Annotated in this window: 19 protein-coding genes; 7 read left to right on the plus strand and 12 right to left on the minus strand. The window is 39.5% G+C overall.

Annotated features, from left to right (window positions below):
- Positions 1-60: 60 nt before the first annotated feature.
- The 5 genes from INP93_RS06985 (at position 61) to INP93_RS07005 (ending at position 4,354) form a co-directional block, all read left to right on the plus strand.
- Positions 61-1,176, plus strand: coding sequence for an ABC transporter substrate-binding protein (locus INP93_RS06985; protein WP_197544501.1), 1,116 nt, complete (start codon positions 61-63; stop codon positions 1,174-1,176).
- A gap of 15 nt (positions 1,177-1,191) precedes the next feature.
- A complete protein-coding gene (locus tag INP93_RS06990) occupies positions 1,192-2,241 on the plus strand; it encodes a FecCD family ABC transporter permease (protein ID WP_197544502.1) in 1,050 nt (349 codons plus the stop codon).
- A complete protein-coding gene (locus INP93_RS06995; RefSeq protein WP_070775323.1) occupies positions 2,241-3,014 on the plus strand; it encodes an ABC transporter ATP-binding protein in 774 nt (257 codons plus the stop codon). Before INP93_RS06990 ends, INP93_RS06995 begins: the two co-directional genes overlap by 1 nt.
- 13 nt (positions 3,015-3,027) lie before the next feature.
- Positions 3,028-3,462 (plus strand): pseudoazurin, encoded by a 435-nt coding sequence (locus INP93_RS07000; protein WP_102704276.1) that lies wholly within the window; start codon positions 3,028-3,030, stop codon positions 3,460-3,462.
- Between the two features lie 70 nt (positions 3,463-3,532).
- Entirely contained in the window at positions 3,533-4,354 is an 822-nt protein-coding gene (locus tag INP93_RS07005) for an ATP-grasp domain-containing protein (protein WP_197544503.1), read from the plus strand.
- 55 nt (positions 4,355-4,409) lie between these two features.
- On the opposite strand, the gene INP93_RS07010 is transcribed toward INP93_RS07005, so the two are convergent.
- The 12 genes from INP93_RS07010 to erpA all read right to left on the minus strand — a co-directional run bounded on the left by INP93_RS07010 (position 4,410) and on the right by erpA (position 16,375).
- Complete coding sequence (locus INP93_RS07010; RefSeq protein ID WP_197544504.1) at positions 4,410-5,033, minus strand: PM1805 family lipoprotein; 624 nt, start codon at positions 5,031-5,033, stop codon at positions 4,410-4,412.
- Between the two features lie 100 nt (positions 5,034-5,133).
- Positions 5,134-5,457 carry a c-type cytochrome gene (locus INP93_RS07015; RefSeq protein ID WP_197544505.1) on the minus strand — a complete coding sequence of 108 codons (324 nt, stop codon included), beginning with the start codon at positions 5,455-5,457 and terminating at the stop codon, positions 5,134-5,136.
- 5 nt (positions 5,458-5,462) lie between these two features.
- The gene (locus tag INP93_RS07020; protein WP_197544506.1) at positions 5,463-5,942 is read right to left on the minus strand and encodes a TlpA family protein disulfide reductase; all 480 of its coding nucleotides are present in this window, start codon (positions 5,940-5,942) and stop codon (positions 5,463-5,465) included.
- Complete coding sequence (locus tag INP93_RS07025) at positions 5,932-6,603, minus strand: ABC transporter ATP-binding protein (RefSeq protein ID WP_005696228.1); 672 nt, start codon at positions 6,601-6,603, stop codon at positions 5,932-5,934. Before INP93_RS07025 ends, INP93_RS07020 begins: the two co-directional genes overlap by 11 nt.
- A gap of 1 nt (position 6,604) precedes the next feature.
- Entirely contained in the window at positions 6,605-7,738 is a 1,134-nt protein-coding gene (locus INP93_RS07030) for an ABC transporter permease (RefSeq protein ID WP_197544507.1), read from the minus strand.
- On the minus strand, positions 7,725-9,065 hold the full coding sequence (locus INP93_RS07035) for an ABC transporter permease (RefSeq protein ID WP_197544508.1): 1,341 nt from the start codon (positions 9,063-9,065) through the stop codon (positions 7,725-7,727). The genes INP93_RS07030 and INP93_RS07035 overlap by 14 nt, the downstream gene beginning before the upstream one ends.
- Complete coding sequence (locus INP93_RS07040) at positions 9,065-10,459, minus strand: Fe-S-containing protein (RefSeq protein WP_197544509.1); 1,395 nt, start codon at positions 10,457-10,459, stop codon at positions 9,065-9,067. The genes INP93_RS07035 and INP93_RS07040 overlap by 1 nt, the downstream gene beginning before the upstream one ends.
- Positions 10,460-10,574: 115 nt before the next feature.
- On the minus strand, positions 10,575-11,096 hold the full coding sequence (locus INP93_RS07045; RefSeq protein ID WP_049357398.1) for an iron transporter: 522 nt from the start codon (positions 11,094-11,096) through the stop codon (positions 10,575-10,577).
- A gap of 28 nt (positions 11,097-11,124) precedes the next feature.
- Positions 11,125-13,029, minus strand: coding sequence for an FTR1 family iron permease (locus INP93_RS07050; RefSeq protein ID WP_197544510.1), 1,905 nt, complete (start codon positions 13,027-13,029; stop codon positions 11,125-11,127).
- Positions 13,030-13,248: 219 nt separating this feature from the next.
- A complete protein-coding gene (mrcB, locus tag INP93_RS07055) occupies positions 13,249-15,648 on the minus strand; it encodes a penicillin-binding protein 1B (RefSeq protein WP_197544511.1) in 2,400 nt (799 codons plus the stop codon).
- A gap of 24 nt (positions 15,649-15,672) precedes the next feature.
- A complete protein-coding gene (locus INP93_RS07060) occupies positions 15,673-16,026 on the minus strand; it encodes a YacL family protein (RefSeq protein WP_197545327.1) in 354 nt (117 codons plus the stop codon).
- 1 nt (position 16,027) lies between these two features.
- Entirely contained in the window at positions 16,028-16,375 is a 348-nt protein-coding gene (erpA, locus tag INP93_RS07065; protein WP_005696219.1) for an iron-sulfur cluster insertion protein ErpA, read from the minus strand.
- 125 nt (positions 16,376-16,500) lie between these two features.
- Between erpA and map the strand changes: the two genes are divergently transcribed.
- Positions 16,501-17,304, plus strand: a complete 804-nt coding sequence (gene map, locus INP93_RS07070) for a type I methionyl aminopeptidase (RefSeq protein ID WP_005696218.1) — start codon at positions 16,501-16,503, stop codon at positions 17,302-17,304.
- Positions 17,305-17,365: 61 nt separating this feature from the next.
- Positions 17,366-19,951, plus strand: coding sequence for a bifunctional uridylyltransferase/uridylyl-removing protein GlnD (gene glnD, locus INP93_RS07075; RefSeq protein ID WP_197544512.1), 2,586 nt, complete (start codon positions 17,366-17,368; stop codon positions 19,949-19,951).
- Positions 19,952-19,993 lie beyond the last annotated feature (42 nt).

The raw sequence follows: 19,993 nt of genomic DNA on the forward strand, positions 1-19,993 counted from the left end.
ATTATTCGCACCGATAATTATTATCATTTATTTTTAAATTTTACTCAGGAGATTTTTCTTATGAAAAAACGTTTTTCAACTTTAGCGATTGCGACTATTCTTGGTTTAACTGCAGGTTTTGCCAATGCTGACCCCGTGAAAGTAAAAGATATACTTGATCGTGAAGTCACTGTTGATTTACCGGCAAAACGCGTGGTACTTGGTTTTTATTATCAAGATTATATGGCAGTTGGTGGTGACAAAGCGTTAGATAACGTTGTCGGTTTTTCTAAGAAAGTATGGTCTTCTTGGGCACCAGCAAGCTGGGAGTTATTCAGCAAAGCGTTGCCAAAATTGAATCAATTAGATGATGTGGGTGAAGTAGAAGAAGGCACATTCTCTGTGGAAAAAGTGCTTTCATTAAAACCTGATCTTTTAGTCTTAGCAGATTGGCAGTACGAAATGCTAGGATCTGATTTAGATGCTATTAATGAAGCGGGTATTCCAATTGTCGTCTTAGATTACAACGCTCAAACCTTAGATAAACACATTAAATCTACTGAAATTATTGGCGAATTAACCGGTCAGAAAGATCGCGCAGCAAAAATTGTGAAAGAATACAAAGACATTGTTGAACATATCCAGACTACGGTTAAAAATGCAAAATTAGCAAAACAACCGAAAGTGTATGTGGAGTTTGGTCGTGGTGGCCCAGCTGAACAAGGGATGACGTTCTTCTCTAGCATGTGGGGCTCAATGATTAGCCTTGTTGGTGCAGAAAACGTGGCGCCTGCAGAAATTGGCAAATGGGGTACGTTGGCTGCAGAGAAAGTGTTAGCCGCGAAACCGGATGCAATTATTATTACAGGCCGTGAAACTGAATTGAAGAAAAATCAAGACGGTATGGTAATGGGCTTCGGTATTGAAAAAGCAGAAGCAGAACGTCGTTTAAACGCATTCAAACATCGTGCGGGTTGGGCTGAATTACCAGCAGTGAAAAACAACCGTGTTTATGCAGCCTATCATGCGAACTCTCGTACTTTATCAGACAGTGCTTCTGTTCAGTTTGTGGCTAAAGCGGCGTATCCTGATCTTTTCAAAGATTTAGATCCGCAACAAACTTACTTAAACTTCTATAAAAACTACTTACCGGTTACGCCGGAAGGTACGATTTATCTTTTCCCTGAAAGCAAATAAGGGAAACGTTAATTCATGAAAAACAATTCTGTTGTAGCAGATATTGTGGCTAACCAGCGTAAGCTTGAACGCAAACGCTGGTTTGTTATTTTATCTTTTCTTGCTATTGGCGTGGTCAGTCTTATCCTTGATGTGATGACAGGTCCTGCGATGCTATCCGTGTCGGAAGTCGTGAATGCTTTATTCGGCATCGGTGAAGTCGATAAAATGACGAACAATATTGTGCATAATTTACGTTTGCCCATGGCATTGATGGCACTTGTAGTGGGAGCAACATTGGCTGTTGGTGGGGCAGAGATCCAAACTTTATTAAATAATCCTATGGCGAGTCCTTATACATTAGGTCTCGCGGCTGCGGCAGGTTTTGGTGCCTCTATAGTGATTGCTTTCGGGAGTTTTGGTTTACCCGTACAAGTAGCTGTGCCAATTGGCGCATTTGTCATGACCATGCTTGCCTCGGGGATTCTTTTCTTATTTGCCTCTAAACGTCGTTTTAGCTCTGAAATGCTCGTGTTGGTAGGGATCGCATTGCTCTTTATTTTCCAATCCTTACTTTCATTGGTGCAATTTATTTCGGCGCCGGAAGTCTCGCAACAAATCCTATTCTGGCTATTTGGTAGTCTAAATAAAGCGACGTGGCAAAGCTTAATCATCATTATTATTGTAACTACAATTTGTGTCGCATTACTTTCAAAAGAGCTTTGGAAATTGACCGCACTTCGTTTAGGAGAAGATCGAGCGGCAAGTCTTGGCATCAATTTGCAAGTATTACGTATTAAGGTTTTAGTTCTTGTCGCAATGATGACGGCGACAGCAATCAGTTTCGTGGGCGTGATTGGCTTTATCGGCTTAGTTGCACCACATGTTGCTCGAATGTTGCTTGGTGAAGATCAACGTTTCTTCTTACCGGGAGCCATGTTAGTCGGTGCAGCATTCTTATCCCTTTCTTCGGTATTATCCAAAGTCATTATCCCTGGCGCATTATTCCCCGTGGGGATCGTCACCTCGTTTATTGGGGTACCTTTCTTCTTTTGGATTATTTTAAATAACAAGAGAGGACAATAATGTTAGAATTAAAGAATCTTACGGTAAAACGAGGTGATCTCACCGTAGCCGATCACATTAATGTCCGTTTTGAGGAAGGCAAAGTGTATACGGTACTTGGGCCAAACGGCACAGGAAAATCCTCCATGCTGAAAACCATTTTTGGTGAATTGCCACATGAAGGAATGATTACCTATCAAGGTAAACAGCTAGAACGGACGAAATTAGCAGATTGGCGTAAACCAATTGGCTATATGCCTCAAGATAGCCGAGTAGATGCAAGCTTAACCGCACTTGAAGTCGTCCTTTTAGGACGAATGGATAGTCTAACGATGCGAGTAAGTGATGAGCTTCTTACTGAAGCGGCAAGTATTATGACACAATTAGGTATTGGTCATTTAGCCCATCGTGATATCCTGAATCTCAGTGGAGGGCAGCGCCAAATGGTGATGTTCGCTCAGGTTTTATTGCGTGAACCACAGATTTTAATGTTAGATGAGCCAGTGAGTGCGTTAGATATGCATCATCAGCTTAATCTCTTAGAAGAAGTTTACACCTATACGAAACAGAAAAATCTGATTACTATAATGGTATTACATGATTTAAGTCTTGCTGCTCAATTTTCAGATGAGTTGATTTTACTTGGTGAAGGTAAAGTGCAAGGCGTGGGAGATGCTCATCATGTTTTACAAGTAGAAACCATTAATCGTTTATATCGTGTAAACGTTGAATTATTACAATGTAGTGCAGGTTTGCCAGTGGTTCGTCCACAACGTAAATCAGCGCATTCTTAAGAAGGAAATGAAAATGAAAAAAATCGCACTTGCAGCATTATTAGGATTAAGTTTTGCTGCTCAAGCCACACATTATGACATCAAAATGTTGAATTCAAACAGTGAAGGCTCAATGGTTTTTGAACCGGGTTATTTAAAAGTACAACCGGGTGATACGGTGACATTTCGTGCAGAAAATAAAAGCCACTTTGTACATAGCAAAGCGATTCCTGAAGGTGCTCAAAAATTCCAATCTGAAGAAGATCAGGAACTCACAATCACTTTAGATAAAGAAGGTGTTTATGTTTATACCTGCCCAGTACATCGTTCAATGAATATGAATGGTGTGATTCAAGTGGGTGATAATCTACCAAATAAAGAACAAGCTGAGAAAGTGGTGAAAGATCTTGAGAAGAAATCAATGACGAATAAAGGTCGTCTTGAAAAATATTTTGCTCAAGTAAAATAGTCGCTGAAATCGATGCGCCAGTTAAATAATTGGCGCATCTTCTTTATGTTTAAATCCGTTATTATTTACTATGCTTACGATTACCACTTGTAAAACGTATCCTTCGGTCCCTCAAAATCTTATTCCTGTTCAAACACAACTTTCTAATCAAGGTATTCCTACTCAATTTTTGCCTTGGCAAGAAACATTACAGAGTCATTTTATTCTGCCTTTAGCAGCATGGGATTATGCGAATTTCTACAATGAATTTATTCAATGGATTAAACAGCATAAGAATGCGTTCATCAATCCTGCGGAATTAATGTTATGGAATAGCCATAAAGGCTATCTATGTGATTTGCAGAATTGGGGCATCAATGTTATTCCAACCCTTATTTGTTCAGCAAAAACATCTGAAATTTTGACCGCACTTGAACGCCAAGATTGGCCTGAATTTGTTATTAAACCCGCTGTAGGGCAAAGTGGTAATTTGGTGACAAAACTAAAACAAAGTGAAGCATTCCCCGATCTTTCTGCGTATGGTGAGCAAGTTGTGTTACAGCCGTTTATTCCTGAAGTAGCCACAAATGGTGAAACCAGTTTGATTTTTTTCAATGGCGTATTTAGCCATGCTATTCGCCGACAGCCACCTCAAAATGAATGGCGAGCGAATTCACAATATAAAGTTGAAATTATCCCTGTTGAGGTTGATCGTCATATTATTGAAACAGCACGCTATGTTTTACATAAATTGCCAGAGATGCCTGTCTATGCGCGAGTAGATGGAACGATTATTAACAATACATTTTTATTGAATGAATTAGAGTTGATTGAGCCTGCGTTATATTTAGATCGTTGGGATGGGGTGACAGAGCGATTTGTGGATGTGTTGAAAAGCAGAATACTAAAATAAGCGTATAAAAAAACCTTACTTTTTACAGTAAGGTTTTTTTCATCTTAACGATTAATTATTTTGCAGCTGGAGCGGCTGGAGCAGCTGGTGCTGCAGGTGCAAATTTTTGTGCTAAATCAGCACCGTCTTTTTGTAATTTAGCTACTGCAGCTTGTAGTTTTTCAACTTTAGCTTGGTAAGCTTTAGTTTGCTCTTCAGTTGGCGCTTTAGTTGCTAAGTTTAATTGATCAACTAATAATTCGCTTGATAATGCAAGCACTTCTTTATTTTGATCTTTAATGCTTTTCACTGAAGGTGCAGCAATATCTAATTTGTCTAAGCTTGCAATTGTATCTTCAACAGTTTTGTTGAAGGTTTTGATTGCTTCTTCAATTTTTTTATCATCTTTTGCTTGAACAGCAGCTGTTAAATCAGATTGAAGTTTTTGTTGAGCAGCCATTTGAGCTTGCGCTTGGCTTGCGTTCCATTCAAGTAATTTGTTGTAGTCAGCTTGTTCTTGAGCTGGTGTAGCTTCAGCTGGTTTTGCTGCTTCAGCAGGTTGAGCCGCTTCTTGTTTAGCTTCAGGCGCAGGCTGAGTGGTTTCAGGTTTTGCTGGAGCCGGTTTATCTGCTGGTTTATCACAAGCAGTTAAGAATAATGCAAATAATGCAGTTGCGCTGATTTTAGTGAATTTGTTCATAAAAAATCCTTTATTGATATAATAAAAATTTCTTAGCTTGTAAAACTAAGCCCCTTCTAAGACCGTATATTTTAGAATTAGTTTAAAAAAAATTCAAAAACTATTTTAGTGTTTGAATATATTCACTTAAATTATGAATATCTTGCTCACTTAAACGTTGTTTTGCCGGGCTTCCTGCACTAGGAATATTTCCTGCTTTTCGTTCTAAAAGTGCGGTTGAAATTTCTTCTGGTTGTAGCTGATTAATAATTTTTGATTCACCCATTGCTGGTTTTTCGCCTTGTTTCCCATGACAAGTAGCACAAGAGCGTTTATATACCTTTTCTGCTTTAGCTAAATCAGCTTCAGCAGAAAGCGCGGGTGTGGCAAATAAAAAGCCTAAAGTTGGTAGAAGTGTAGAGAGTAAGTAAATTCGTTTTTGCATTTGGGCTAGCCTTTAAATAATTTATCTAAATCTGCTACAGGAATCGCCCCTTCATATTTAGCCTGAATATTGCCTTCAGGTGTGATCACAAAACTTGTTGGCGTGCCAATAAGCTGATAGCGTTCCGCTGTGATTTTTAATTGGTCTTTGATAACCGGCAACGTAAGCTGACGTTTGGCGACTACAGCCTTGGTATCCACTTTATCCCCATCTACGTTAATAGCGATAAGTTGAACCTTATTTGGATTAGCTTCAGCCAATTTTTCAAATTCTTTTAACTCAGCGACACATCGACCACAGGTTTCAGACCAGAATGTCAGTAAGCGAGTGCCTTTCCAATCCTCAAGTTTCACTTCTTTACCTTGTAAATCATAGGCTGCAATATCTGGTGCTTTTTGACCAATTGCAGCAACCTCATCTTTACAAGAAACACTGCCGAAAATGACCGCACTTATTGCGAGTAGTTTTACGAATTTATTTTTCATTAATGTCCTCTTTTACAAATTTTCCGTGATGGAGATAAATAACACGATCGGTTAACTCGCCCAATTCTGGATTGTGTGTCACCATCACAATGGTTCTCCCTTGGCGATTTAATTCTTGTAGTAAATCCAGTACAAGCGCTTCATTTTTTTCGTCGAGATTACCCGTAGGTTCATCGGCAAAAATGACTGGTGGTTGGTTCACCAACGCGCGAGCAATACATACCCGTTGTTGTTCCCCCCCAGAAAGTTGGCTTGGACGGTGATCTATACGATGACCCAATCCTACTTGTTCGAGTACTGCTTTAGCCGCTGCTTCATCAATCACACTGTGATAGTGCTGTGCGAGCATCACATTTTCAAGTGCGGTCAAATAAGGGATCAAATGGAATTGTTGGAAGACTAAACCAATTTTTTCTGCACGAAAACGCTGACGACCGATTTCATCCAATTGTGCCGCATCGACACCATCTAGAATGACTTTACCTTCACTAGCCGTATCTAAGCCGGTCAGAATATTCATCAGCGTGGTTTTACCGGAACCTGATGCACCCATTATCGCAATAAATTCACCTTGGCGAATTTTAATATTAATATCTTCTAAAGCGGTGACTTGCCCGAATCGTTTATATAAATGTTGCGTTTCAATTACAAATTCACTCATTTTATTCCCCTTTTAATACATTTGCGGTTTGGATATTTAAAGCTCGTTTGGTTGGTACAATCACCGCAATAAAGGCAACCAATAACGATAAGACGATAGTAATTGGAATAACCGGTAGACGCATATCAATGTAAGATTTAAATACGGTTAATCCAAGTAATTGTGCCAAGATGTAGCCGAGAATCAGGCCCGCGACAATTGCACAAAGTGCTATGATGAGAATCTCGGTACTAATCTGTTTAATGATGTCACTTTGTTTGGCACCTAAGGCTTTTTGTAGTGCAAATTCTTTTGCTCGCTCACCAACAATCGCAATCAACGTGGTGTTCACACATAGGGTGGCGAGAATCAAAATGACCAATGAGATTAATCCCATCAATCCTTTGATTTTATCTAAAATCTGTCCTTCAGAAGCGGAGACTTTTCGAATCGGTCGAGCAGTCAAATCGGGTTGATGTTGCATAATGTCTTGGGCAAATTGTGCGACATTACCTTGTTCATTTTTTACATTGAGCAAGGCGTTGTTGGCTAATCCTTCTTTATCCAACCAATTTTGGGCAAACTCTAAATTCACGATTAACATGTTGTCTGTGGCATCACCTGCCTCAACAATACCTTTTATCGTGAATTCATGTTTTTCAACCGCATTTTTAGACAGCGTTAATTTACTTCCAACACCTAAATTAAGGCGTTCTGCTAAGCTTTTCCCAATCATGGCATTGCGATCATCAAAATTCACATTAATGGCTGAGCCGGTAATTTGCCAATAAGGTGCAAGCACACGCATATCTTCAAACCACACGCCCATAATCACAATTTTTTCTAAATCACTTCGCGCAACACCATATAAATAAGGACTGGCAGCGGTAATGAAATTATCCGGTGCATTGTGCAGAATTTGCTTTAATTGGCGTTCTTTCATCAATCCACCATTGGCCGCACCAATGTAAAAGTTTGCCCCAAAGGTACGGAGCTCTTGGCTCATTTTGGTATTAATATCGAAATAGACCGCTGCCATTGCCGTCACAATGGACGCACCAACAGTCAGTGCAGAGAAAATAATAAATACTCGTTGTAAACGTAGGCGTAATGCTTGGAAGATTAAACGCCAAAACATACTTTTATTGGCGGCCATAGAGCACCTCCACAGGGTAAAGTTTGGCAATACGATGAGCAGGGAACCAAGTACCCACTACAGCAATTAAAATAGACAGCATCAATACGCAAGGGATTACAATCCAAGCAAAACTTAGCGGAACACCAAATAGAGCCGAACCAATAAATCTTGCTAAGCCCCAACCTGCAATACAACCAAGCGAGCCACCAATTAAGGCACTAATAATGGCTTCGCAATAAAACAATAACGCGATTTGCCATTGGTATGCGCCTAACGCTTTCATTAAACCAATTTCTTTTGAACGCTCAATGATCCCTGTACTCATTAATGAGGCAATCCCCATGGCTGCCGCGATTAAAGCGGCGAGAGTCACGACAGCAAGCAATAACTGGATTTTCCCAATGACGACACCTTCTGATGCAGCAACCTGCCAAATTGGTCGAACAATAGCGCCTGAGATAGCTTCTTCTAATTGGTGTGAAATAGAAGAGACATAAGCCGTACAATACCAACGATCGTACTCTTCCGCATCCAATGCATCGGTATTGGCACGAGCCTTACGAGAAAGATCATTTTCAGGTACGGTAAGCGCAGAGACTTTAACTGATTGAATTTTTCCTTCTAAGCCCAGTAATTTTTGCACTGCGTTGAGCGGCATGACTAATTGATTATCTTCAGCCCCACCCGTAGATAAAATACCGGTAATCTCGACCGCACTTTGATTATCTAGCTCATTAGTTTGATAGCGAAGCTGGATTTTATCACCTTGTTTTAGGCCAGTTCGTTGAGCCAATTGCTCACCAATCAATGCAGGAATAAATTCTCCTTCAGGTGTTTCAAGATCGTTGACCCATTCCCCTTGCACATGCCAATAAGGACTAATAATTTTTTGTCCTGTGTGGTAATCATCTTCATCTGGTACAGGGATGTTGTGATCGAAAAACGTACCTAACACATTAATTTGTCCAAGTGCGGTTGATTTATCGTGAGTGTTTGTGGAAAGCGTTTCCGCTTTCACATCTGCACTTAATAACGGTGCAAAACCTACGATATTATTTCGCCAGAAAATATCTTTAATATTCGGCAGCTCTTTTTCATCGAGAAAATCTTGGCTACTTAAATCTGCGTTATGACTGAGTTCATCAGGCAAGGCTGCATTACTTGCAGGTTCAACTAAAATATTGGCTCCGTAAGATTTGAGCTCTTTTGCCATTTTATCGCCAATATCAATGGATACCGCCAAGAGCGCAGAGACTAAGCCCGCCGCTAAGAAAATGGTAATCACAGCCAACAGTTTACGTTTAATGCTGAAGCGCCAAGATTGAAATAACATTCTTGCTAGCATTATTCCCCCTTACCTAAATATTTTTCAGGGTTATCACGGAATAAATCAAGATTTTTCTCACTTTCAAAGAAGTAAGTTTTACCTTCGTAATTATATTTGTGCTCTGTTTTAGTGTTTTTCATTTGGGCGCCACTAATCGGATCTTTTACATCTATTTCAACAATCGTGCTAAATAAATTTAACCCTTCTTCTAAGCTGGTTCGATTAATGAGAATTTCAGTCTCAGTTTGTTGCCAATCTTCAATTGGAACAGGATTACAGCCACCCGGTTTACCAATAGATGGAATAAACATATGTACGCCGCATCCCACACAAACGACTTGGTTACCTTCCATCACATAGCCTTGGTCACCACAAAGCAAGCAGGCATCAAATACCGCAGCTAGACTCAATTTATCTGGTTGACGATTAATGACAAAGAAACGTACGGCTTTACCGTCATCAGCAATCCAGACAAAACGATGTAATTTGCCATCTTTTACTTGCTCAATTGGAATATGGACTTGTTGCTTTTCATCTAAGGTCAGAGGAATAGCTTCTGACAGTTGTGGCGGACGAGAAGCAATTTGCTCCCAATAAAGCTGCGTAGCAAAAATAATTGCTAAGGCCAAATAGCCCCACCCAAGTAAGCGAGAGGAGGTACGCAATGCGGCTAATTTTTGGCGTTTTTCAATCGGTTCTTGTGTCGCATTAACTTGTTGCTTGCGTGATAAATGAATTTTGCCGTAGAAGATGGCTAGTACGACGAAGAGTAAGGCTGCACAGATGTAATTTAACCAACGAGTGATTTCGCCTGATTTTGCAACAAAGCTTAAACGTAGTTTGGTGAGTTCAAGCACTTGAAGTTTCATTAAAATTAATAAGAGTTCGCCAATAAGTGGAACCAGTAAGCCAATTAAGAGAAGGCTCATCACACCTTTTAAAAGTGCGGTCGATTTTTGTTGTGTTTTTCCCGCTTGTTTTAAAAGTAAATCGATCCAACCTTGTAAGCATAAACAAAAAACAAAGGCAAAAATGACCGCACTTATGTGCAAGATAGAGTCCGTGTTGATGACATCTGTGGAAACGAGAGCGGTAATGTTGGGATCTTTTGCCCAGAAGCTTCCAGCGATGAGCATTAATACCGTTTGCCAAAAGGCAGGTAAGCGACCTTTGCCGAAAATTAAACATAAGGCAAAGATAATCAATAGTGCCAATATCACGGCATTGACGATTAAATTGGTTATTTGTCCCACAGGTAAACTAAGGCGCAGTACGATACCGGCAATAAAACCGAATAGGCTAAGCCAAATTATTTTTTTTGCACTTACAGTGGATTGTTTACTGTGATAAACACCGAGCAATAATGAAAAAGATAAAAGTGCTTGAAGCAGGAAAGTAAAAAAATAATTCATAGTTTGACCATTTAATAGGATAAAACAGACGATATTTTAAGGTTAAATGAAATGCTATTGCCTTCCCCTGACAAACAGGGGAAGGCAAGTCGGTAAAATCAATATTTACCTGAGATTATTTGATGCCAGTGAATTTGAATTCATAACTTACATCAAATGGTTTCCACCAACGGCCTACACCCGTTTCAGAGTCAGTATGGCGGTGCATACCTGCTTTTGATGGTGGGTCGATGTGGTAAGTTAATTTATAGTTACCCACGCCCATCATTTTCACGTTAGCACCGTAGTGAGGACCGTCACCCGCTACCATTGGCATGAAGGTACCTTCTTGTTTTTCACCCGTATCAGCATTTACTAAAGTATAGTTGATGGTTAAGTAAGGCATCCATTCACCATCACCAAAGCCATTTTTGTTACCTTTTACTGCGTGGATATCTGCTTCTAAGTGGATATCTGATTTCGCAGCAGGTAAACCCATACCACGTGGTTCCATATCGATTGGTTTGAGGTAAACCGCCGCAATTTCCATTTCATTCATGGTTACCGCTTCACCAATTGGATATTCTTGGAATGCGTTAGCAGTAGACGCGGTGAAAATACCCGCAAATAATGCTGTTGCTAAAAGTGCTTTTTTCATTGTTTTTCTCCTAAAGGATTGTTGGGTATTACGCGGCTTTTTTGCTTTGATATTTCATAATAAACAGAGCAAATACGGCTGCGACGAGTAAGATTGCTTGTGGTATTAGGGTTTCCATATAAGGATAAATACCTAACCACGAAATTTCAGGCACACCGCTAATCAGCGTTGGCTCGAAAAGTTTGCCTTCAATGAGTTCTAAAACAGATTTACCGGCGAATACAAAGGCCATTAAATACATGAAAGAACCCGTGAACATAAAGAATGGTTTAAGCGGTAATTTCACCACGGTATAACGCATCACGAAGTAGCAAATGGTGAGAATAATTGCACCAACAATGATACCTGCGAAAAGGTAGATGAAACTGACCGCACTTTTCGCATCACCTACAAGGGCATAGTAGAATAATACGGTTTCCGCCCCTTCGCGATATACGGCTAAGAAGCTGGTAAGCCATAGGCCAATGAGTGAGCCAGTAGTGAGGGCAGTAGAGAGTTTGCCTTCTAAATAACGTTTCCAGTTTTGTGCTTCGACTTTCGACAATAACCAGTAACTCATCATAAAGAGCATGACGACGGCAAAAATCATTGTAAAGCCTTCGAGCAATTCGCGGTTTTGACCAGAGTTTTCAAAGATAAGTTGGAAGATAAATGCGGTAACCACACTAGCAATTAACGCCACATAAACCGACTGACGGATAACAGGTAATTTATCTTGGTGGTTATTTTTAATTAAGTAAGTCACGATAGCAGCAACAATTAATAAGGCTTCTAAACCTTCACGAAGAATGATTAAAAGGCTATATAAGAACATAGACCAATCGCTTTGTTCTTCGCCCTGTAACATTTCAACCGCTTTAGTTAGATTCTGGTTTAGACCATCGGCTTGAGCTTGTAACTTATCACCTTGTTCAGCTTTCATTAAACTCACGAGACGAGTAAAGTAGCCTTCAAGTTCAGCTTTAAAGTTACTATCACGAGAACCCACTTTATTTTCCATTCCTGTACTTTCAAACACGTCGAAATAGGTGTCTTGTACGGAAAGAATCGCTTTTTTGCTTTCACCTTGTTGATAGAGCGCAATAGCTTGTTGGATGCGTTGGTTGATCTCTTGTTTAATCTTATTCCAATCTTGTTCTTGTTGATTATCAGTTGCTTGCTGTGCTGCATTCGATTGAACATTTTGTTCTTCACGTGTCGTTGGCAGGTTAGGCAAGTTTTCTTCAATATCTTGTAATAATTGCGTGCTTTGATAACCAATCTCTGTGATTTGATCGGCTTGTTCACTTAAACGGATGATGTTGTAAAACTGTTGATTAATCGCGGCTGAGATTTCTGCGGAGCGATTTTGGCGAATGGACATTTCCATTTCTGAGTTTTTATAGCCATCATATTGTGCTTGTTGGAACAATTTTTTGGCATTGGCAAGATCACCATTTTGATAAGCATCGATCCCTTGAGCGATCAAGTCATCAATGGTTTTAAAACTTTGTTGCCAATAAGGGGCAATCGCTTGATTATCATAAACACCATGTTGTCCGTCAGCATTGAGTTGATGGCCTTCAACCAATGATGGCAGTACTTCTTGTAATTCTTTTTTGAGTTGATCGATTTTAGCTTGAATCTCTTGTTGTGAACTGCCTTCACCGATCATTTTACGGATCTCGCCAAAAGTCGCTTCCATTTGGTAACTTTTTTGTGCAGAGAAATTGATACGAATTGGGCCTTCTAGATTTTCAAAGACTTCAAAATAAGCCATTTGCACTTCAGTACGGGCGTCATCTGTATTGCCTTGCTGGAGCAGTTGAGACGTTTTATCTAAGCGAGCCGTAATATCATCAACCCATTGTTGATAGTTATCTTGTGCAAAGAGTGAAGAAGAAAAGGCGAGTGAAAAAATTAAAAAGAAAAATCGAATAGAACGGAATAGCATCGTCTATTTACCTCATTACCTCAAATGAAATTAATTCCTATTTATAATTATCCTTTGATATCAGTGAAATGACAATAAATAATTCTAATTTTTGTGATGGAGATCAAAAAATTCACACGAGTTGGAAATCTAGAGACGGTTATTTTATGCGAAAAAGAATAAAGCGCCTTTGCTCGGCGCTTTATGGAGATACAAAAGTGCGGTCAGAAATAAGCCTATTTATTGAGCCGGTGTAGCTTCTTCAACAGGCGCTTTATTATCTAACACATCCCATACACTTTCTTGTTTTGGTGATTCGGGTTGTTCAGGTTGTGGCGATTGCGTGGTTTGCGCCGCGGTAGCGGTCGCAGTACTCGTCGTTTGTGCTGAAGCGCAGAAATTTTGATCTTTATTTGCCCAAACTGGGATTGTTCGGCTGCTACCACAACTCCAACTACCGTAAGCATTGATGCCAACCCATTTAATGGTAGAAGGTTGACCAAGTTTCAGTTTTTCAATAACCACACGGTTTAAGTAATCTTTATAGATTTGTAATGCACCAGAGGCACCGGTTAATTTGGTTTCACCGTTATCATCACGACCTAACCAAATGGTGCTGACATTTTTACCGTCAATACCGACAAACCACGTATCACGAGCATCGTTGGTTGTCCCTGTTTTACCCGCAAGACGAAGATCTGCATAATCATTTTGTAAGCTACGTGCGGTACCACGTTCTACGGTTTGTTGCATCGCATATAAGGTTTGATAAGCTGCTTCTCTCGGCACTACTTGATCCGGCACCGTATTGTGTTCGTAAATAATATTGCCTTGGCGATCGGTAATGCTTTGAATAGTGCTTAACTCAATTTTACCACCTTGATTGGCAATGGTTTGGTAGAGTTTTGTCACATCATAAGGTGAAATACTGTAAGAGCCAAGCAAGGTTGCCGGGACTTTTGGAATTGTCACATTGTCCCAACCCATGGCTTTTTGTGTATCAATGACTTTGCTTAAGCCAACTTTCATCCCAATGTTTACCGTTGGAATATTCAAGGAGCGGGCAAGGGCATCCATCAACATCACTGAACCGCTGTATTTACGATCGTAGTTACGAGGTTGCCAAGGTTGGCTACCTTTAACATAAATCGTGATTGGCTGGTTTTGAATCGGTGTATTTAAACGGAATTGTTCCGGATTCATAAGGGCAGTCAAATAAATGGATGGCTTTACCAAAGAACCAATTTGACGTTTTGACATTAAGGCACGGTTAAAGCCCGCATATTCTGTTTGTAATCCACCCACAATTGCACGTATTTCACCCAAGTGATAATCCGCGACAATCATTGCACCTTCTAAATAGGGATTTTTAGTTTGTACTTGCAATTGATTGACCGTATTCACCACAGCATTTTCAGCTTGTTCCTGTTGTTTTAAATCCATTGTGGAGAAAATGCGTGCACCAAGTAGTGCAGAGGTTTTATTTTCCCCTAATTGACGACGAAGATCCGCTTGTAATGTTTGAATGAAAGCAGGGTATTTACGTGAAATTTGTCCTTTAGCTTGCACGCCTAATGGACGTTTACTTAACATCTCATACAATTCATCCCCAATCATTTGGTGATCAAGCATCAGCTTTAATACCACATTTCGGCGATCGAGTGCATATTGTGGATTTCGCCATGGATTATAAAGGGATGGGCCTTTCACCATGCCAACTAAAAGGGCAATTTGATCGAGACTAATTTCACGGATAGAACGACCAAAATAGAATTGGCTCGCTAATGCAAAACCGTGAATTTGGGTATCGCCATTTTGACCAAGGTAAATCTCGTTCAGATAAGTTTCTAAGATACGATTTTTATCATATCGCCAATCTAACACCAATGACATCAAGGCTTCATTAGCTTTACGTGTCAAAGAGCGTTCGCTTGATAAAAATAAGTTTTTAACTAATTGCTGAGTGAGCGTACTACCGCCTTGAACCGTTTGACCCGCTCTAATATTAGCTATCATTGCACGTACAATACCGATAGGGTTAATCCCGTTATGATCGTAAAAACGGCGATCCTCTGTGAGTAATAAGGCATCAATGAGTAAACGAGGGTAATGCTGTAATGGAATCGCTAAACGCTCTTCATTGTCTGATTCCAACATGGCAATTAATTTAGGCGCAAGACGGAATTCATCAACCGCTTTGACGTTGACTAAATCTTCAATACGAGAAAGTTTGTTATCGGTAAAACGCAGACGTAACACGCGTTGTGGTTCAGGCTTATCAGGATAAGGGAACGCACGACGAAGTAACACGATAGTATCGTCTTCGAGTTTAAAATCGCCCGGTGCTGCAATCATAGTAGTTTGACGGTATTCGTTATCCAATAAGATTTGAATCACTTCGTCAAAAGAAAGGTTATCAGACAGTTTTACGCTTTCTAAGCGACTATACACTTCTGCCGGTAAACGCCAAATCTGGCCATCCATTTTTGAGCGAATTTGCCAGTCTAAATAGCCACCATAAAATACGGCAAGCGTCCCTAAAGTAAAGGCCGCTTTGGCTAAAAAGATTTTACAAGAACGACGCTTATTTGGCGCTTGTGTTTCTTGTTGTTCTGATGAGGTGTTTTCCGTTTCCGACATAATAGTTAGCTTCAGAGAATGAGGTTAAGCAATAAATTCAAAATAGGCATTAAGAAAGTGAATGAAGTCTGTTGTTCCGCAGAAGGCGATACTTTCTTCATCATAATAATGGAAGTCGTCTTCTAAAATTTCATCTGTTTCAATTGCAAGGTTGTTGGCGCGAATCATCACTTCATCGGTATTGATAAAAAGCGTGTATTCGGAACCAATCAGCGTGACTTCATCATTATTTTTAATCTGCTCACAGGCAGAAAGTGCGGTCAAAAACGCTTGAGAATTTGACCGCACTTCTGAATTAAACCAATTGGCTAGAGCAATGTGTTCCATCGAACATTTGGCATGCACATTGCCTAGATAATGGGTAAATTGAAAATCCATGTTAGATGCTGAATGAAGAACCGCAACCACAGGTACTGGTTGCATTTGGATTGTTCACCACAAAACGAGAACCTTCCAAGCCTTCAGTGTAATCCACGGTGCCGCCAATTAAGTATTGTAAACTCATTGGGTCAATCACTAATTGCACACCGGCTTTTTCAATGGTTAAGTCACCTTCATTGACTTTATCGTCAAAGGTGAAACCGTATTGGAAACCGCTGCAACCGCCACCGGTAATATAAACGCGTAATTTTAATTCGTTGTTTTCTTCTTCGCTAATTAAACTTTTTACTTTATTGGCTGCCGCATCAGTAAAAGTTAGCGGTACGGCCATATCTAAATCTGACATATCTCTATCCCCACTTTCCTAAAAATAATCCTTGTATTATCTAATAACCTGTTAATTCATTCAAGATTTTTCACGGAATTAGTGCTATTATATGCGAATAAATCTGAATTAAATAAGGAGAAATAATGGGTATTCCATTAAGAACTGAAGAAGAAATTGTTAAGTTACGTGAAGCGTGTAAATTAGCGTCAGATGTGTTGGTTATGATAGAACCTTATGTCAAAGAAGGGGTGACCACAGGTGAGTTGGATCGCATTTGTCACGATTATATGGTGAATGTACAAAAAGTGATTCCTGCGTGCTTAAATTATCATGGTTTTCCGAAAGCAACCTGTATTTCTATAAATGAAGTGGTTTGCCATGGTATTCCAAGCGACGATAAAAAATTAAAACGTGGTGATATTGTTAATATTGATGTGACTGTGATTAAAGACGGTTATTTCGGTGATAATTCGAAGATGTATGTCGTGGGTGAAACCAATATTCGTAGCCAAAAATTGGTTGAAGCGGCACAAGAAGCGCTTTATGTGGGATTACGTACGGTTAAGCCGGGTATTCGTTTAAACGAAATTGGTAAAGCGGTACAAAAATATACTGAAAGCCAAGGATTTAGTGTAGTGCGTGAGTACTGTGGTCACGGCGTGGGAACTGAATTCCACTGTGAACCGCAAGTCTTACACTATTATGCTGATGATGGTGGTGTGATTTTAAAACCAGGTATGGTATTCACCATTGAGCCAATGATTAATGCGGGTAAAAAAGAAGTGCGCATTATGGGCGATGGTTGGACGGTAAAAACCAAAGACCGTAGCCATTCAGCGCAATATGAACACCAAATTGTTGTGACAGAAACTGGTTGTGAAGTGATGACTATTCGTGATGAAGAAATTGCAGAAGGTCGAATTCAACGTATGATGAATAACCTTTAAGTTCAGCTAAAAGCCTACGATAGTGGGCTTTTTTTATAATTGTTTTGTTTGTGGAATACCTATGCTTTTTCCTTATCATTTCGACTCTCCACTCACGCCAAGTGCGGTCAAAATTCAGCGTGAAAATTTGAAGGAATTTGAACGTCAGCACTTTACTGATTATTCCGTTTTTGAGCTGATTGCTAACCGTACACAGTTTTGTGATGATTTGTTAAAACAGCTTTGGCAGCAATTTGAATTAGATAAAGCTAATCTCACCTTAATTGCAGTAGGCGGTTATGGCAGACAAGAAATCTTTCCTTTATCTGACCTAGATGTTCTTATTCTTTCAAAAGACGAAAGAGAGTCTGAAACGGAAGAAAAAATTGCTCAATTTGTGCAGTTCTTGTGGGATTGTGGATTTGACGTAGGGCATAGTGTTCGTTCTTTAGAAGAATGTGAAAAGGAAGGCAAACAGGACATTACTATTGCCACCAATTTGCTTGAATCTCGTTATTTATCGGGTGATTTATCCCTTTTTAATGCTTTAGGGGAAATATTGAAAAAGCCAGATTTTTGGGCGATAAAACGATTCTTTGACGCTAAAGTACAAGAGCAAATTGAACGTTATCAGCGCTATCACAACACCAGTTACAATTTAGAGCCCGATTTAAAATACAGCCCAGGTGGTTTGCGGGATCTTCATCTTTTATATTGGATCGCATTACGACACACTGGGGAAATGACCCTTGATGGTATTTTGAAAAGTGGCTTTATTTATCCATCAGAACACCAACAATTATTAGAAAGCCAAGAATTTTTATTTAAAGTGCGGTTTGCTTTACACTTGATTTTAAAACGTTATGACAACCGTTTGTTGTTTGATCGTCAAATCAAAGTGAGCGAGATGCTTGGTTTTGAAGGCGACGGAAACCGTGGTGTCGAAAAAATGATGAAACGTTTTTTCCAAGCTTTACGAACGATTTCTCGTTTGACCGATATCCTGATTAAGCATTATAAAGAGCATTTTTTATCAACAAATGGCGAGGTTTCTATTCATCCTTTGGATGATAATTTTGAGCTAGTAAATCAAAGTTTGTGTTTACGTAAAAATGATCTGTTTTTACGTTATCCAGATCGTATTTTGGATCTTTTTTTCTATCTAACACAGCATGCTCAAGCCGAAATTCATTCTTCAACATTACGCCAATTACAGATTGCGTTGGAAAGTTTGACGCAGAAATTATGTGATATTCCTGAAGCAAGAGAGAAATTTATTCGGTTATTTAATCAACCGAAAGCCATTCAGCGAGCATTTCTCCCAATGCACCAATATGGTGTGTTAACGGCTTATTTGCCACAATGGCAGGGAATTGAAGGTTTGATGCAATTCGATCTTTTCCATATTTACACCGTGGATGAGCACACTTTGCGAGTGATGTTGAAATTGGAGAGTTTCTTAGCTGAAGACGAAGCAGAATCCCATCCCATTTGCCATCAAATATTTAGTCATATTTCTGACCGCACTTTGCTTTATGTTGCCGCACTTTTCCATGATATAGCGAAAGGCCGAGGAGGGGATCATGCAGAGTTAGGGGCTGAAGATATAGCTGAATTTGCTCATTTGCATGGCTTTGATCGTCGAGAAATTGAAACGATGGCTTGGCTAGTGAGAGAGCATTTGCTCATGTCAATCACTGCACAGCGTCGAGATATTCATGATCCAGAAGTTGTGATGAGCTTTGCGGAAAGTGTACAAAATCATGTGCGTTTAGATTATCTCACTTGTTTGACGGTTGCCGATATTTGTGCAACAAACGGTACCTTGTGGAATAGCTGGAAACGTTCTCTTTTTGCCTCTTTATACGATTATACGTCGCAACAATTCCGACAAGGGATGAATTTATTATTAGATAATAAAGAAAAGATCCTTGAAAACCGCCAATTGGCGCTGGCAATTTTATCCGAAGATCAACCAGAATTATCGAAAGAAAAAATTTTAGCACTCTGGCAACATTGTCCTGATGATTATTTTTTACGAAATAGCCCAAAACAAATTGCATGGCATACCGAGTTATTAACTGAATTTGATGGTGAAGTACTGGTTAAAATTAGTAATCGTTTTTCTAGCGGTGGGACTGAAATTTTCGTTTATTGCTCTGATCAAGCTAACTTATTTAATAAAGTGGTTTCAACCATTGGCGCGAAAAAATTCAGTATTCATGATGCCCAAATTTTAACATCGGATGATGGGTATGTATTCGACAGCTTTATCATCACAGAATTAAATGGTGAATTGGTTCGTTCAGAACGTCGCCGAGAATTAGAAACAGTATTAACCTCTGTTTTATTAGGAGAAAAATTGCCATCCATGTCTTTTGCAAATAATCGACAGTTGCAACATTTCACTGTAAAAACAGATGTACGTTTTTTGAAAGAAAGTAAAAAAGAGCATACGGAGTTAGAAATCGTTGCTTTAGACAAACCCGGTTTATTGGCTCAAATCAGTCAAATTTTTACTGAGTTAAAACTTAATCTTTGTAATGCAAAAATCACGACAGTGGGAGAAAAAGCAGAAGACTTTTTTATTTTAACAAACGAGAAAGGCACAGCATTAACTGAAGAGGAAAGGGGATTGTTAGAAAACGTACTCTATGAACGTTTATAATATGAAATAAAAAAGTGCGGTGAAAATTGACCGCACTTTTTA

Origin of the sequence: Haemophilus parainfluenzae, assembly GCF_014931415.1 — a bacterium.
GTDB lineage: Bacteria > Pseudomonadota > Gammaproteobacteria > Enterobacterales > Pasteurellaceae > Haemophilus_D > Haemophilus_D parainfluenzae_AF.